This window comes from Speluncibacter jeojiensis, assembly GCF_029589495.1.
In the GTDB taxonomy this organism is placed as follows: Bacteria; Actinomycetota; Actinomycetes; order Mycobacteriales; family Mycobacteriaceae; genus Speluncibacter; species Speluncibacter jeojiensis.
The window spans coordinates 346,883-361,257 of the sequence record NZ_JAAIVF010000001.1 but is presented as its reverse complement, the minus strand read 5'-3'; the positions used below and the strand labels follow the sequence as shown (position 1 = coordinate 361,257).

The following is a 14,375-nucleotide window of genomic DNA, read 5'->3' as shown; positions in this document are numbered from 1 at the left end:
CAATGCGATGGCCGGACCCCGAAACTCACGCACAGGGCAGGTCCGGGTCGGGATCTCCGGGTGGACCTATCCGGGCTGGCGGGGCGACTTCTACCCGCCGGGGCTGGTCCACCGCCGCGAGCTCGCCTACGCGGCGGAGCGGTTGACCTCGATCGAGGTCAACGGCTCGTTCTATGCGCTGCAGCGCCCGGCGAGCTATCTGCGGTGGCGCGACGAGACCCCGGACGACTTCGTCTTCGCGGTGAAGGCCAACCGGTACATCACCCACATGAAACGTCTCGTGGACGCCGAGACCGCGGTGGCCAACTTCCTCGCCTCGGGGCTGCTGGCGCTCGGACCGAAGCTGGGGCCGATCCTGTGGCAGCTGCCGCCGACGCTCGCGTTCGACGCCGACCGTCTGGAGGCGTTCCTCGGCGTGTTGCCTGCCACCACGGTGCGGGCCGCGGCGCTGGCCGCCAGGCACGACGACACGATCGGCGACGACCGGGCCTGGACCGAGACCGACGCGGACCGGCCGCTGCGGCACGCGGTCGAGGTGCGTCACCACGGTTTCGCGGTCCCCGAGGCGGTGGAGATCTTCCGGCGGCACGCGGTCGCGATCGTCGTCGCCGACACCGCGGGCCGGTACCCGCTGATCCGCGAACGCACCGCGGACCTCGCCTACCTGCGGTTACACGGGGACAAGGAGTTGTATGCCTCCGGCTACACCGACGCCGCGCTGGACCGGTGGGCGGACCTCGTCACCGGCTGGGCGGACGACGGGCAGCAGGTGTTCGCCTACTTCGACAACGACGTGAAGGGACGGGCGCCGTTCGACGCCCTCGGGTTGCTGGAACGACTCGCGCGCCGCTGACCGCCGCCGACCTGGGGTCCCGTCGCGCCGGCCACCGAACACGCGCGGGCGGCGAATTTCGGACTCAATGCGTGCCACCGGGGGATTCGTACTGCATGATGACGGGGACAGTGCATTTACGAGTGGGGAGGATTCCACGCATGGCGCTTCCACAGTTGACCCCTGAGCAACGTGCCGAGGCCTTGGCAAAGGCCGGCGAGGCGCGTCGCGCCCGGGCGGAACTGCTGGCTTCGGTCAAGTCCGGCGATCTGAGCATCGCCGATCTGCTCAAGAAGGCGGAGACGGACGAGATCATCAAGAAGACCAAGGTCTCCGCGGTCGTCAAGGCGCTGCCCGGCGTCGGCGCGGTCGGAGCGAAGAAGCTGCTCGACGAGCTCGGTGTCGCCGACACCCGCCGCATCGGCGGGCTCGGGGCGAATCAGCGCGAGGCGCTGCTCGCCCGCACCGCCTGAGTCAGGCAATCGACGGGCCCATCTCCGCGTGAACGCGCGGGGATGGGTCCGTTCGCCGTTTTCGGGCCGCACCCGCTATCCGATGCGGGCGTAGCGTGAGACCCGGAGCTGTACGACGCCGGAACGCCGAGCCATGGCCGGAAACGCACCTCACGACGACAAGATCCCCGTCGACAAGGTCCCCGATGCCGGGGGCCGCGCTCGCTGTGAGTTCCGCTTCTACGAGGAACTGAACGACTTCCTGCGCCCGGCGCTGCGCAAACGCACCTTCACGCACGACTTCGACGGCACGCCGACGGTCAAGGACCGCGTCGAGTCACTCGGGGTCCCGCACACCGAGGTCGACCTGATCCTGGTCGACGGGCAGTCGGTGGACTTCGACAGGCGGCTGTGCGGCGGTGAACGCGTCGCGGTGTACCCGGTGTTCGAGCGTTTCGACCTGCACGGTGTCACGCGGTTGCGACCGCACCCGCTGAGGTCGCCGCGGTTCCTGCTGGACGTGCATCTGGGCCGGCTCGCCGCCTACCTGCGCCTGCTGGGCTTCGACAGCCGGTACCGCAACGACGCAGACGACGACGAACTGCTGGACATCGCGACCGAATCCGGGCGCATCCTGCTCACCCGCGACGTCGGACTGCTCAAGCGCGCGGCCCTGACCCGCGGCGCCTTCCTGCACGAGACGGATCCGCGCCGGCAACTCCGCGAGGTCGTCGACCGGTTCGAGCTGTGGGGCACGTTTGCGCCGCTGACCAGGTGCGCGCGCTGCAACGGGCTCATCACACCGACCACCCGGCAGGACGCCCGCGGGTCGGTGCCGGAGCAGGTCGCCCGCGAACAGCGGACGTTCAGTCGCTGCGGGGACTGTTGCCGGATCTATTGGCGCGGAAGCCATGTGGAGCGGTTGCGCCGCCGGCTCGCCGAGGTCGGGGTCACCTGGTGAGCATGCTCACTCCCACGGCACCGCGGTGCGCAGTTCAGCCAACAGCCTCTCGGCACGTGCTCGCGCGCCTGCGAGCGCGGCGCGGTCCGCGACCGGCACCACCGCCTCCATGTATGCCTTGAGCTTCGGCTCGGTCCCGGACGGGCGCAGCACCATCCGCACCGATTCGCCCGCGCGGGCGCCGCCGAGCACCACCGCATCGGTGCGCAGGCGGTCGCGCCGGACCGCCAGGTCCTCGGACTCCACCGCCATCCCGGCCAGCGTCGACGGCGGACGGCGGCGTACCGCATCCATCACCGCGGCGCGCTCCTCGATCCTGTCGAAGCGTCGCGAGACCTGGCCCGTCGCATGCACACCGAACTCGACGGCGTGGTCGTCGAGCAGGTCCGCGAGGCTGCGATCCCGCGCCATGAGCCCGGCGGCGAGGTCGCAGACGAGCACTGCCGCGGAGATCCCGTCCTTGTCGCGCACCGCGTCCGGATCCACGCAGTGCCCGAGCGCCTCCTCATACGCGTACACCAGCCCGTTGCCGGCCCGCACCAGGTGCTTGAACCCGGTGAGCGTCTGCACATATCGCGCGCCGCGGGCGGCCGCGAGCGCCTCCAGCAGCCGCGAGGACACCACCGTCGTCGCCACCAGCGAGCCCGCAGGCGCGACGGCGAGCACATGGTCGCCGAGCAATGCGCCCGTCTCGTCGCCGGTGAGCATCCGCCATCCGTGCGGTTCTGGGATGCCCACCGCGCAGCGGTCCGCGTCGGGATCGAGGGCGATCGCGACATCGGCACCCACCCGCTCGGCCAGTGCCAGCAGCGCGTCGGTCGCCCCGGGTTCCTCCGGGTTCGGGAAGGCCACCGTCGGGAAGTCCGGGTCGGGATCGAATTGACCTGCTACCGTGTGGATGTCGCTGAAGCCGGCGCGCCGCAGCGCGGCGACCGCCGTGGCGCCCCCGACGCCGTGCAGCGCGGTCAGCGCGATCCGGATGCCGCGGTCCGTCCCGTGCGGCAGCGCGGCCACCCGGTCCAGGTAGCGCTCGACCAGATCCTCGCCGGCCGGGTCCACCGGCGTTCGCGGGATCGCGTTCGCCGGGCCGGCCTGCGCGATGGCGGCCTCGATCTCGCGGTCGGCGGGCGAGATCAGTTGCGCGCCACCGTCCACGTACACCTTGTAGCCGTTGTCGCGCGGCGGGTTGTGCGAGGCGGTGACCTGCACGCCCGCGACCGCGCCGAGGTGCCGCACCGCGAACGCGACCACCGGGGTGGGCAGCGGCCGGGGCAGCAGCGCCACCCGGAACCCCGCGGCGGCGAGGACCTCGGCGGCGGCGTGGGCGAACGACTCGGAGCCGTGGCGGGCGTCCCTGCCGACCACCACCGTCCCGCCGCCCAGGCAGCGGTCGGTCAGTCGGCGGGCCAGCCCGGCGGTGGTCCGCAGCACGACCGCCTCGTTCATCCCCGACGGGCCCGCCTGCAACGGCCCCCGCAGTCCGGCGGTCCCGAACGTCAGCGGCGACGAGAAGCGCTGGGCCAGTTCGTCGTCGGTCAGCCCGCGCAGCTCGTCCCGCGACGCCGGGTCCGGATCGGCCGCGATCCAGGCGGCGACACGATCGGCGAGGTCGTCGGTTCCGGTCTCCGGGGCGCTCACAACCGCTCGACCACGCCACGCAGCAGTTCGCCCAGCGCGGTCGCCGCGGCGGCCCCGGCCGCCAGTACCTCGGTGTGGTCGATCGGCATGCCGGTGATGCCTGCGGCCGGGTTGGTCACCAGCGACAGGCCGAGCACCCGGGCGCCCGCGGCGCGCGCGGCGATCGTCTCGTGCACGGTCGACATGCCGACGAGGTCGGCGCCGAGCGTGCGGAGCATCCGGATCTCGGCGGGCGTCTCGTAGTGCGGGCCGGGCAGCCCGGCGTAGACGCCCTCGGCCAGCTCCGGGTCGACCCGGCGAGCGAGGGCGCGCAGGTCGGGGGAGTAGGCGTCGACCAGGTCGACGAACTGCGGGCCGACCAGCGGCGATCGGCCCGTCAGGTTGAGATGGTCGCTGATCAGTACCGGCCGCCCGACCATCTGGTCCTCGCGCAGTCCGCCGGCGGCGTTGGTCAGGATCACCGTCTCGGCGCCGGCCGCGCAGGCGGTGCGCACCGGGTGCACGACATAGCCGAGGTCGTGGCCCTCGTAGGCGTGGGTGCGGCCGAGCAGCACCAGCACCCGGCGCTCGCCGACCAGCACGGAGCGGATCCGTCCGCGGTGGCCCGCCACGGTCGGGGGCGCGAAGCCGGGCACCTCGGCCATCGGCAGGTCGGCGAGCGGTTCGCCGAGCACGTCGGCGGCGGCCTGCCAACCGGAGCCGAGCACGATCGCGACGTGATGTTCGGGGATGCCGGTGTGGCGGACCAGGAACTCGGCGGCGCGTCCGGCGCAGAGCTGCGGGTCGGTGACGGGTGTCGGGTCGACTTGACGCGGATCACTGGAGGCCATGGCGTCGATTGTCGCCTCTCGACGATATTCTCGCCGCATGCCATACCTAGAGCGCGAGGGCGACGTCTTCATCCTGTACCTGGGCAACCGGGACGAGGTCGACAACGAGAATCGGTTCCATCCGGACTGGATCACGGCCGTGCACGCCGCGCTCGACGAGGTCGAGGCGCACGAGGGTCCCGCGGCCCTGGTCACCACGGCGACCGGCAAGTTCTACACGAACGGCCTGGACACAGAGTGGCTGTTCGCGAACATGGACTCCTTCGGCGAGTACCTGGACCGCGTGCACACCGTGTACGCGCGGCTGCTGGCCTTCCCGATGACCACGGTCGCGGCCGTGCAGGGGCACGCGTTCGGCGCCGGCGCCATGCTGGCGACCGCGCACGATCTGCGGGTCATGCGCGGCGACCGCGGCTTCTACAACCTGCCCGAGGCCCAGCTGAACATGCCGTTCACGGTGGGCATGAACGCGTTGATGACGACCCAGCTCCCGCGCGCCACCGCGGTGGAGGCGATGACGACCAGCCGGCGTTACGGCGGCGCCGACGCGTTGGCCGCGGGCATCGTCAATCAGGTCGCCGACGAGTCCGAGCTGCTCGGCGCCGCGGTCGCCCGGGCCGCTGCGACCGCCGCATTGCACGGACCGAACCTGGCGGGGATCAAGCGCGGCATCCACGCCGCGCTGCTCGAGGCGCTGTCGGTCAAGACGCCCAAGCTGGTCTGAGCCGGACCGCATCCGGCCGGATCGCCGGGCGCCGGTGTGCACACGGCCCGGCCCGCCCGGTGAGAGACTGGGCGGGTGACTCTCGACGTGCGTGCACCGGTCCTGGCGGCTGCGGCCGACCTGATCGCGCTCTCGCACTCGATCCACGCCGAACCGGAACTGGCGTTCGCCGAGCACCGCAGCGTCGCCAAGCTGACCGAGCTGTTGGGTGCCCGCGGCTTCGAGGTCCGGCGTCCGGTGGCGGGCTTGGACACCGCGTTCACCGCCGAATGCGGTAGTGGCGAACTGGTCATAGGTATCTGCGCGGAGTACGACGCGCTGCCGGGTCTCGGCCACGCGTGCGGGCACAACATCATCGCCGCGGCGGCGGTCGGCGCGGCCCTCGCGCTGGCCGCGCATGCCGACGCGCTGGGCGTGACGGTCCGCGTGATCGGCACCCCGGCGGAGGAGACCGGCGGCGGCAAGGTGCTCATGCTCGAGCGCGGAGTGTTCGACGACGTGGCTGCCGCGATGATGGTGCACCCCGGGCCGCTCGACATCGCCGGGGCGACCTCGCTGGCGCTCGCGGACCTGTCGGTCGCGTACACCGGCAAGGAGGCGCACGCTGCCGCGGCGCCCGAGCAGGGGCGCAACGCCGGCGACGCCGTCACGGTCGCCCAGGTGGCGCTGGGGCTGCTGCGCCAGCACCTCGAGCCCGGGCAGCAGCTGCACGGCATCGTGTCCGAGGGAGGTGTCGCACCGAACGTGGTGCCGGCGCACACCGAGTTGCTCTATTACCTGCGCGCCCCGGACGCCGACTCGCTCGACCGGCTGCGGCGGCGCGCGGACGACTGCTTCGCGGCCGGGGCGCTGGCCGCCGGGTGCACGCACGAGGTGCGCGTCGTGTCGCCGCCCTATGCGGAGCTGCGCCCGGACCCCTGGCTGGTCACGGCCTACCGCGAGGCGGCCCTCGACCTCGGGCGGGTGCTGCTGCCGGTCGAGATGGAGCGGGCGCACCCGTTGGGCAGCACGGACATGGGCAACGTGACCACGGTGCTCCCGGCTATCCACCCGGTGATCGGGCTCGACACGGGCGGTGCGGTCACCCACCAGCCCGAGTTCGCGGCCGCGTGCATCACCGGATCCGCCGATGCCGCGGTGCTCGACGGTGCGACCGCGCTGGCCGCCACCGCGGCCGCACTGGCCTCGGATCCGGCGCAGCGTGCCCGGGTCCTGGACGGCGTGGCCTCACGATCGAGGGGAGTATGCGGGTGAACGAGTGGCTCGACGGCTGGATGGCCAAACACGGTGATCAGATCACGGTGTGGCGCAGGCACATCCACGCACATCCCGAGCTGGCCCGGGACGAGTACGAGACGACGGAGTACGTCGTCTCGCATCTGACCGCGGCCGGGCTGTCGCCACGGGTGCTGCCCGGCGGCACGGGGCTGGTGTGCGACATCGGGTCGCCCGGGCCGGACGGGAAGCGGATCGGGCTGCGCGCCGACATGGACGCGTTGCCGCTGCCGGAGCAGACGGGGCTGCCGTTCGCGTCGACCGTGCAGGGACTGGCGCACGCGTGCGGTCACGACGCGCACACGGCGGTCCTGCTCGGCACCGCGCTGGCGCTGCAGGAGGCGGTCGGTGCCGGGAGGCCGTTGGCGGCGCGGCTGATCTTCCAGCCGGCGGAGGAGGTCATGCCCGGGGGAGCGCTGGACGTGATCGCGGCCGGTGCACTCGAGGGAGTGTCGAGAATCTTTGCGCTGCATTGCGATCCGCGCCTGGAGGCAGGCCGGGTGGGCGTGCGTGAGGGGGCGATCACCTCGGCGGCGGACACCGTCGAGCTGGTGCTTCATTCCGAGGGCGGGCACACCTCGCGCCCGCACCTGACCCAGGACCTCGTCCATGCGCTGGGGATCGTCATCACCGGGCTGCCGGGCCTGCTCAGCCGGCGTATCGACCCGCGCACCGGCACCGTGATGGTCTGGGGTGCGGTCAACGCCGGGCAGGCGCCGAACGCGATTCCGCAGGTCGGGGTGCTGCGCGGCACCGTGCGCACCGCCGACCACCGCACCTGGGACCTGCTCGAGCCGCTGGTCCGCGAGATCGTGACGGCCCTGCTGGCGCCGACCGGCGTGACCTTCGACCTGAACTACCGCCGCGGCGTGCCGCCGGTCATCAACGACCAGTGCTCGACGACGATGTTCCGGCACGCGATCGAACAGCTCGGCCCGGACGCCCTGGCCGACACCCCGCAGTCCGGTGGCGGCGAGGACTTCTCGTGGTACCTCGAGCACGTGCCCGGCGCGATGGCGCGGCTCGGCGTGTGGTCGGGCAGCGGTCCGCAGCTGGACATCCACCAGCCGACGTTCGACCTGGACGAGCGTGCGCTCGCGGTCGGGGTGCGGGTGATGGTGAACCTGGCGGCGCTGTCCGTGCGGCGGTGACGACGCGTCGAAAGGTGCGGCAGGCTCAGCCGACGCCGTTGCCGGGGCCGACGTTGCGGCTCTCGCGGGTGCGCAGGTCGCGCACGTAGTCAGCGGGAGCGCCGGCGATCTCGGCGGCCTCGGCCATCACGCCGAGGTAGCGGGCCGACGGCAGGCCGCCCTCATAGGCGTCGAGCACGTACAGCCAGGCGAGCACCGGGCCGTCGTCGACGGTGTCCACCCGCACCCGGATCTTGCGGTGCAGTCCGAGCTCCGAGCCCTCCCAGCGGTCCAGGCTGTCCTGGTCCTCGTCGGGCACGTCGTAGAGCACGACGAACACCTTCGCGGCCGGCTCCTCGACGACGGTCGCCAGGGCGCCCTCCCAGCCGATGTCGCCGCCACTGAACGTCAGGCGCCACCCGTGGATCCAGCCGGTCCCGGACATCGGGGAGTGCGGCGCGCGCTGCAGCATCTGCTCCGGGTGCATGTTGGACCCGTAGGCGGCATAGATCGGCACAGATCAAGATTAGGCGCTCCTCGCCGGGGCAGGACACGGCGGTCGGAAATGTGAGCAACTCGGTGCGCCGCCGACTGCGCGAACCGCGGCCACGGCGACTAGCGTGGATGCGACCATCGTGTGCGGTCACCCCGTCGGTGGTCACCGAAGTTCTCAGGTGAACCGTATGGAGGACACATGGCACGGATCGTGATCGTCGGTGGTGGACCGGCCGGCTACGAGGCGGCTCTGGTCGCGGCGCAGTACGGGGCGGACGTCACCCTGATCGACGCGGACGGCGTCGGCGGTGCCTGCGTGCTGTGGGACTGCGTCCCGTCGAAGACGTTCATCGCCTCGACCGGCGTGCGCACCGACCTGCGCCGCGCGGCGGCACTGGGGGTCTCGCTCTCGGCCGACGACGCATCGGTCTCGCTGCCCGCGGTGCACGCCCGCGTGAAGAGCCTGGCGCAGGCGCAGTCCGCCGACATCCGCGCGCGGCTGCAACGCGAGGGCGTGAACCTCGTCGCCGGCCGCGGCGAGCTGATCGACCAGGTCGTCGGCATGGCCTCGCACCAGGTGCAGGCCACGCTCCCCGACGGCGAACAGTTGGTATTCGAGGCCGACGTGGTCCTGCTGGCCACCGGCGCGAGCCCGCGGGTCGTGCCGGGCGCCGAGCCCGACGGCGAGCGGATTCTGACCTGGCGCCAACTCTACGACCTCGAGGAGCTGCCGACGCATCTGGTGGTGGTCGGCTCCGGCGTGACCGGTGCCGAGTTCGTCTCCGCCTACACGGAGATGGGCGTCCAGGTCACGCTGGTCTCCAGCCGCGACCGGGTGTTGCCGCACGAGGACGCGGACGCCGCTCTGGTGCTCGAGGACGCACTGGCCGAACGCGGCGTGACGTTGGTCAAGCACGCGCGGGCCGACTCTGTCGAACGCACCGAGGACGGCGTGATCGTCAAGCTCGCGGACGGCCGCACCGTCACCGGCAGTCACGCACTGATGACGGTCGGCTCGGTGCCCAACACGTCCGGGCTGGGGCTCGAGCGGGTCGGCATCGAACTCGAACGCAGCGGCCACATCCCGGTCGACCGGGTCTCGCGGACCCAGGTGGCGGGCATCTACGCGGGCGGCGACTGCACCTCGCTGCTGCCGCTGGCCTCGGTCGCCGCGATGCAGGGGCGCATCGCGATGTACCACGCGCTCGGCGAGGGCGTCACCCCGATCAAGCTCAAGACGGTCGCCTCGGCTGTGTTCACCCGGCCGGAGATCGCCACCGTCGGCGTCAGTCAGGCGACCATCGACAACGGTGAGATCCCCGCGCGCACGGTGATGTTGCCGCTCAACACCAACCCGCGGGCCAAGATGATGGGCCTGCGCCGCGGTTTCGTGAAGATCTTCTGCAGGCCCGCGACCGGCGTGGTCATCGGCGGCGTGGTCGTGGCGTCGACCGCGTCCGAGCTGATTCTGCCGATCGCGATCGCGGTGCAGAACAACCTCACGGTCGCCGACGTGGCCGCGACCTTCTCGGTGTACCCGTCGCTGTCGGGTTCGGTCACCGAAGCGGCGCGTCAGCTGATGCGCCACGACGATCTGGACTGACCGCTCGGATCAGGACGCCTCGCACGGCGTCTTCGGGCCGCCCTGTGCCCGCAGCACCCGCCAGCCCTGGGCGTCGGGGTACTGCGCGTTGACGACGGTGAAAGTCACCTGCGCGTGGTCGAGGATGCCCGGTGCGGTGGGGACCTTGCTGCCGTCCTGCTGGGTGACGGTGATCCCGGTCGGGTTGTAGCACAGCCGGACCTGTGCGGTGGCCTTCTTCTCGCCGCCCTTGTCCCCGGGCAACTGCGTGGACAGGACCGTGACGTGGTCGGCGGCGTAGCTGCCGGTGGCGCTGAAGTGGCGGGTCAGGATGTTCTGCGCGGTCTGGTGCATCTGCTGCGCGGCGCCGCCGGTCGCCACCGTCTCGATCTGCCCCTGGTATTTCGCGGGATCGGTCTGGACCCCGCTGAAGACGGTCATGAACCGCCCCGTCAGGTCCTGCACCTGCTGCTGCGCCGCCGCCTGCGGGTTCCCGCCGCCGGTCGACGAAGAGGACGAGTTGCTGCTGGCGCAGGCGCCAAGTCCGGTGACGGCGGCGACGGCGATCACCGCGGCGCGTGCGGCCCGGTGGCGGAGGGGACGAATCGTCATGGGGGCCATCCTGGTTTGCCGCGTATTCGGTTGTCCAACCGGGTATTCAACGGACCGCCTGAATCCCGCCGGGCGCGGCGGCATAGTGACGAGGTGGTCAACCTCGACATGTCGTGGCGGCAGGGTGGGCTGCTGGCCGGGGCCCTGTTCGTCGCCGCGGCGCTGGCCGGTCGGTCCGGCCGTGCCCGGCTGGTCGCGAGCGCGCCGGCCGTGCGCGAGGCAGGGGTGATCGCCGCGCTGTTCACGCTGTGGCAGTGGGTCGGTGCGCTGGCGCTGACCAGGTCGGCGGGCGCGGTCGAGCGGGGACACGCGATCGTGCGCGCCGAGCGGCGGTGGCTGCCGCTGCCCGCGGAATCGACCGTCCAGCAACTGATCACGCCGCATCCGTGGCTGACTCAGGCGTGCAATCTGTTCTATGCGACCGCGCACGTGACCGCGCTGCTGGTCCTGCTCGTATGGCTGTTCTGGCGCCGCCGCGAGCACTACGCGCGCGTGCGGACCACGCTGGTGCTGGTGACGGCGGGATGTCTGCTGGTGGCGCTGCTGCCGGTCGCCCCGCCACGCCTGCTGCCACGGTCCGGATTCGTCGACACCGCAGCACAATACGGACAGTCGGTGTACGCGGCGTTGGACACGCTGTCCGCCGACCAACTGTCGCCGAACCAGCTGTCGGCCATGCCCTCGGTGCACGTCGCCTGGGCGCTGCTGGTCGCGGTCGGGGTGATCACCGCGGGGGTGAGCCGGTGGCGGTGGCTGGTGCTGGCGCATCCGGCGGTGACGGTGTTCGTGGTGGTGGCCACCGCCAACCACTACTGGCTCGACGGCATCGTCGCGGCCGGGGTGCTGGCCCTGGCGATGGCGGTGCAGTGGGCCGGGCGCCGGTTGATACGCCGAGGTCGGAGGACGGCGCGGCAGCTCCCACCAGCGGCGCAGGCCACGATCCCGGGTCAGGGCCCGACACCGTCCGAGACGGTGGCGCGGGTCACAGAATGACCGCTCTTGTTCTACCTGTGACGCCTCGTTACACTGATTGCCACGATGGTGGCAGTGGGCCGGGATCTGTGGTCCGACGAAAGGAATCGATCGATGACGACGATGGAGACCCCGGCGACGCAGTCCGGCGAGGAGTACGAGGAGATGCTCACGCGCCTCTCCGACGGATCCATCCACCGCAGCTTCGATCCCTACAGGGACATCGACTGGGACGCGCCGGAGTTCCAGGTCGTCCCCGACGACACCCGGTGGATCCTGCCGGAGATCGACCCGCTCGGCGCGCACCCCTGGTACAAGGCGCTGCCGCGCGAGAAGCAGATCGCGGTCGGCATGTACCGCCAGGCCAACGTCGCCAAGGTGGGCCTGGGATTCGAGCAGGTGCTCATCCGGGGCTTCATGCAGTACGTCTCGATGCTGCCCAACGGCTCGGCCGAGTTCCGGTACGCCACGCACGAGGTCAAGGAAGAGTGCAACCACACCCTGATGTTCCAGGAGATGGTCAACCGCACCGGCGTGGACGTTCCGGGGTTCGGACCGGTCATGCGCCGGGTCGCACCGTTCCTCGGGCTGGCCGCGTGGCCGTTCCCGTCGATCTTCTTCATGGGTGTGCTCGCCGGTGAGGAACCGATCGACCACATTCAGAAGAACTACCTGCGCACCGACGGCGACTTCCACCCCACGCTCAAGGGCGTCATGCGCATCCACGTCGCCGAAGAGGCCCGGCACATCTCGTTCGCACACGAGTTCCTGCGCCAGCACGTGCCTGCCAACGGCCGCTTCGCCAAGTACATCCTCTCGCTGGCCTTCCCGATCATCATGCGCATCCTGTGCGACGTGATCGTCATCCCGCCGAAGGAGTTCTTCAAGGAGTTCGACATTCCCAAGCAGGTCAAGAAGGACCTGTTCTGGGACGCCCCGGCGTCGCGCCGCGAGCTCAGCGGTTACTTCGGCGACGTGCGCATGCTCGGCGAGGAACTCGGCCTGATGAACCGGTCCTCGAAGAAGCTGTGGAAGCTGCTCAAGATCGACGGCCGTCCGTCCCGGTTCCGCAGCGAGCCCGAGCGCGAGCCGCTGGCACCCGCCGCCTGATACGGAAGTAGCCGTTCCATGCCTCACGTTGTCACCCAGTCCTGTTGCAGCGACGGCTCGTGCGTCTACGCGTGCCCGGTCAACTGCATCCACCCGACGCCGGACGAGCCGGACTTCCTCACCGCGGAGATGCTGCACGTCGACCCTGTCGCCTGCGTCGACTGCGGTGCGTGTGTGACTGCCTGCCCGGTCGGCGCGATCCTGCCGCATGGCAAGCTCAGCGAGGAGCTGTTGCCGTTCCTGGAGATCAACGCGGACTTCTACAAGCAACCGCGTGAGCGGCCGCTGCTGGCGCCGATGATCGAGTCGACCACAGCCCGCGCCGACCTCGGCGGACTACGGGTCGCCGTCGTCGGGTCGGGACCGGCCGGGATGTATGCGGCCGACGAGATCCTCCGGCAGGCCGGTGCCCAGGTCAACGTCTTCGACCGGCTGCCCGCGCCGTACGGGCTGGTCCGCGCCGGGGTGGCACCCGACCATCAGCACACCAAGCAGGTCACCGACCTCTATGACAAGGTCTCCCGCGAACCCGGCTTCCAGTTCTTCCTCAACGTCGAGGTCGGCGACGTGGCCGCGGGGGCGGACGTCTCGCACGAGGAACTGCTCGCGCACCACCACGCGGTGATCTACGCGGTCGGCGCCTCGTCGGACCGGCGGCTCGACGTGCCCGGCGCGGACCTGCCCGGCATCGCCTCGGCCACCGAGTTCGTCGGCTGGTACAACGGCCATCCCGACCACGCGCACCGCACTTTCGACCTCTCGCACCGGCGGGTGGTGATCGTGGGCAACGGCAACGTCGCGCTCGACGTCGCCCGGATCCTCGCCTCGGATCCCGACCGGCTGGCCGGCACCGACATCTCCGGCGCGGCGCTGGCGGCGTTGCGCGGGAGCAAGGTCGAGGAGATCGTGGTGGTCGGCCGGCGCGGCGCCGCCCAGTCGGCGTTCACCCTGCCCGAGCTCACCGGGCTGGTCGCCGGCACCGACTACCGGGTGGTGGTCGACCGCGATGGCGAGATCATCAGCTCGCAGGAGGAGCACCGGCTGCACGAGGGCGGGCTCGGTCACGCCGCCGACCACAAGCTCGCGGTGCTCGGGCAGCTCCCGTCGGCATCCGATGACGCGGTCGCCGGCGGCAAGCGCATCGTGCTGCGGTACTTGTTGTCGCCCAAGGGGTTCGATGGATCCGATCGGGTCGAGGCCGCCGAGTTCGCGCCCGGGGCGTTCACGGCCGACGGCATCGACTACGCGGACGAGCCGGTGCGGATCGAGACAGGGCTGGTGCTCACGTCGGTGGGCTACCACGGCCGGCGGGTCGCCGACCTGCCCTTCGATCCGGCGACCGGAACCGTGCCGAACGACGGGGGCAAGGTCACCGACAGCCCCGGCGCCTACGTGACGGGCTGGATCAAGCGCGGGCCGTCCGGGTTCATCGGCACCAACAAGAGCTGCGCGCACGACACGGTCGAGCAGTTGCTCGCCGACGTCAATGCCGGGCCGGGACGGACGGTCGGCACGCAGGCGGAGTTGACCGCGCTGGTCCGGCGCCGTCGACCGGACGTGGTCGACCGCGAGGGCTGGGCCGCGCTCGACGCCGCCGAACGCCGGGCCGGCGCCACCCAGGGACGCGTCCGCGACAAGATCATCGATGCCGACGAGGCGGTGCGGACCGCGCTCGCGGTGGCGCCCCCCGCCCCCGAACGTCGCTTCACGCTGCGGCGGAAGTCCTCCGTCCGATAGATCGGTAGCCTCGGTAACGGCCGCC

Annotated in this window: 14 protein-coding genes; 10 read left to right on the top strand and 4 right to left on the bottom strand. The window is 71.4% G+C overall.

Annotated elements, in window-relative coordinates:
• The first annotated feature begins 7 nt into the window (after nucleotides 1-7).
• From G4X40_RS01735 to G4X40_RS01725, 3 genes are all read left to right on the top strand, one after another.
• The gene (locus tag G4X40_RS01735) at nucleotides 8-853 is read left to right on the top strand and encodes a DUF72 domain-containing protein (RefSeq protein ID WP_277829733.1); all 846 of its coding nucleotides are present in this window, start codon (nucleotides 8-10) and stop codon (nucleotides 851-853) included.
• A gap of 140 nt (nucleotides 854-993) precedes the next feature.
• Nucleotides 994-1,305: an integration host factor, actinobacterial type gene (mihF, locus tag G4X40_RS01730; RefSeq protein WP_277829731.1), complete on the top strand. Its 312-nt coding sequence runs from the start codon at nucleotides 994-996 to the stop codon at nucleotides 1,303-1,305.
• A gap of 133 nt (nucleotides 1,306-1,438) precedes the next feature.
• Entirely contained in the window at nucleotides 1,439-2,245 is an 807-nt protein-coding gene (locus G4X40_RS01725) for a Mut7-C RNAse domain-containing protein (RefSeq protein ID WP_277829729.1), read from the top strand.
• A 6-nt stretch (nucleotides 2,246-2,251) separates the two neighbouring features.
• Here G4X40_RS01725 and G4X40_RS01720 read toward each other — a convergent pair whose 3' ends face one another.
• Both G4X40_RS01720 and G4X40_RS01715 read right to left on the bottom strand, forming a co-directional pair.
• Nucleotides 2,252-3,883, bottom strand: coding sequence for a phospho-sugar mutase (locus G4X40_RS01720; RefSeq protein ID WP_277829727.1), 1,632 nt, complete (start codon nucleotides 3,881-3,883; stop codon nucleotides 2,252-2,254).
• Complete coding sequence (locus G4X40_RS01715) at nucleotides 3,880-4,713, bottom strand: purine-nucleoside phosphorylase (RefSeq protein WP_277829724.1); 834 nt, start codon at nucleotides 4,711-4,713, stop codon at nucleotides 3,880-3,882. Before G4X40_RS01715 ends, G4X40_RS01720 begins: the two co-directional genes overlap by 4 nt.
• Before the next feature lie 37 nt (nucleotides 4,714-4,750).
• On the opposite strand from G4X40_RS01715, the gene G4X40_RS01710 reads away from it, so the two are divergent.
• From G4X40_RS01710 to G4X40_RS01700, 3 genes are all read left to right on the top strand, one after another.
• Nucleotides 4,751-5,437: an enoyl-CoA hydratase/isomerase family protein gene (locus G4X40_RS01710; protein WP_277829723.1), complete on the top strand. Its 687-nt coding sequence runs from the start codon at nucleotides 4,751-4,753 to the stop codon at nucleotides 5,435-5,437.
• 75 nt (nucleotides 5,438-5,512) lie between these two features.
• Complete coding sequence (locus G4X40_RS01705; RefSeq protein WP_277829722.1) at nucleotides 5,513-6,691, top strand: M20 family metallopeptidase; 1,179 nt, start codon at nucleotides 5,513-5,515, stop codon at nucleotides 6,689-6,691.
• Between the two features lie 20 nt (nucleotides 6,692-6,711).
• A complete protein-coding gene (locus G4X40_RS01700; RefSeq protein WP_456299994.1) occupies nucleotides 6,712-7,863 on the top strand; it encodes a M20 family metallopeptidase in 1,152 nt (383 codons plus the stop codon).
• A gap of 25 nt (nucleotides 7,864-7,888) precedes the next feature.
• Here the strand turns inward: G4X40_RS01700 and G4X40_RS01695 are convergent, their stop codons facing one another.
• The gene (locus G4X40_RS01695) at nucleotides 7,889-8,359 is read right to left on the bottom strand and encodes a gamma-glutamylcyclotransferase (RefSeq protein ID WP_277829719.1); all 471 of its coding nucleotides are present in this window, start codon (nucleotides 8,357-8,359) and stop codon (nucleotides 7,889-7,891) included.
• Between the two features lie 177 nt (nucleotides 8,360-8,536).
• Here G4X40_RS01695 and G4X40_RS01690 point away from each other — a divergent pair, with 177 nt between their 5' ends.
• A complete protein-coding gene (locus G4X40_RS01690) occupies nucleotides 8,537-9,940 on the top strand; it encodes an NAD(P)H-quinone dehydrogenase (protein WP_277829718.1) in 1,404 nt (467 codons plus the stop codon).
• Between the two features lie 9 nt (nucleotides 9,941-9,949).
• On the opposite strand, the gene G4X40_RS01685 is transcribed toward G4X40_RS01690, so the two are convergent.
• Nucleotides 9,950-10,531 (bottom strand): hypothetical protein, encoded by a 582-nt coding sequence (locus G4X40_RS01685; protein ID WP_277829717.1) that lies wholly within the window; start codon nucleotides 10,529-10,531, stop codon nucleotides 9,950-9,952.
• A gap of 93 nt (nucleotides 10,532-10,624) precedes the next feature.
• On the opposite strand from G4X40_RS01685, the gene G4X40_RS01680 reads away from it, so the two are divergent.
• From G4X40_RS01680 to G4X40_RS01670, 3 genes are all read left to right on the top strand, one after another.
• The gene (locus G4X40_RS01680; protein WP_277829716.1) at nucleotides 10,625-11,524 is read left to right on the top strand and encodes a phosphatase PAP2 family protein; all 900 of its coding nucleotides are present in this window, start codon (nucleotides 10,625-10,627) and stop codon (nucleotides 11,522-11,524) included.
• A gap of 93 nt (nucleotides 11,525-11,617) precedes the next feature.
• Nucleotides 11,618-12,613 carry an AurF N-oxygenase family protein gene (locus G4X40_RS01675; RefSeq protein WP_408642093.1) on the top strand — a complete coding sequence of 332 codons (996 nt, stop codon included), beginning with the start codon at nucleotides 11,618-11,620 and terminating at the stop codon, nucleotides 12,611-12,613.
• 18 nt (nucleotides 12,614-12,631) lie between these two features.
• The gene (locus G4X40_RS01670) at nucleotides 12,632-14,350 is read left to right on the top strand and encodes an FAD-dependent oxidoreductase (protein WP_277829715.1); all 1,719 of its coding nucleotides are present in this window, start codon (nucleotides 12,632-12,634) and stop codon (nucleotides 14,348-14,350) included.
• Nucleotides 14,351-14,375: the final 25 nt, after the last annotated feature.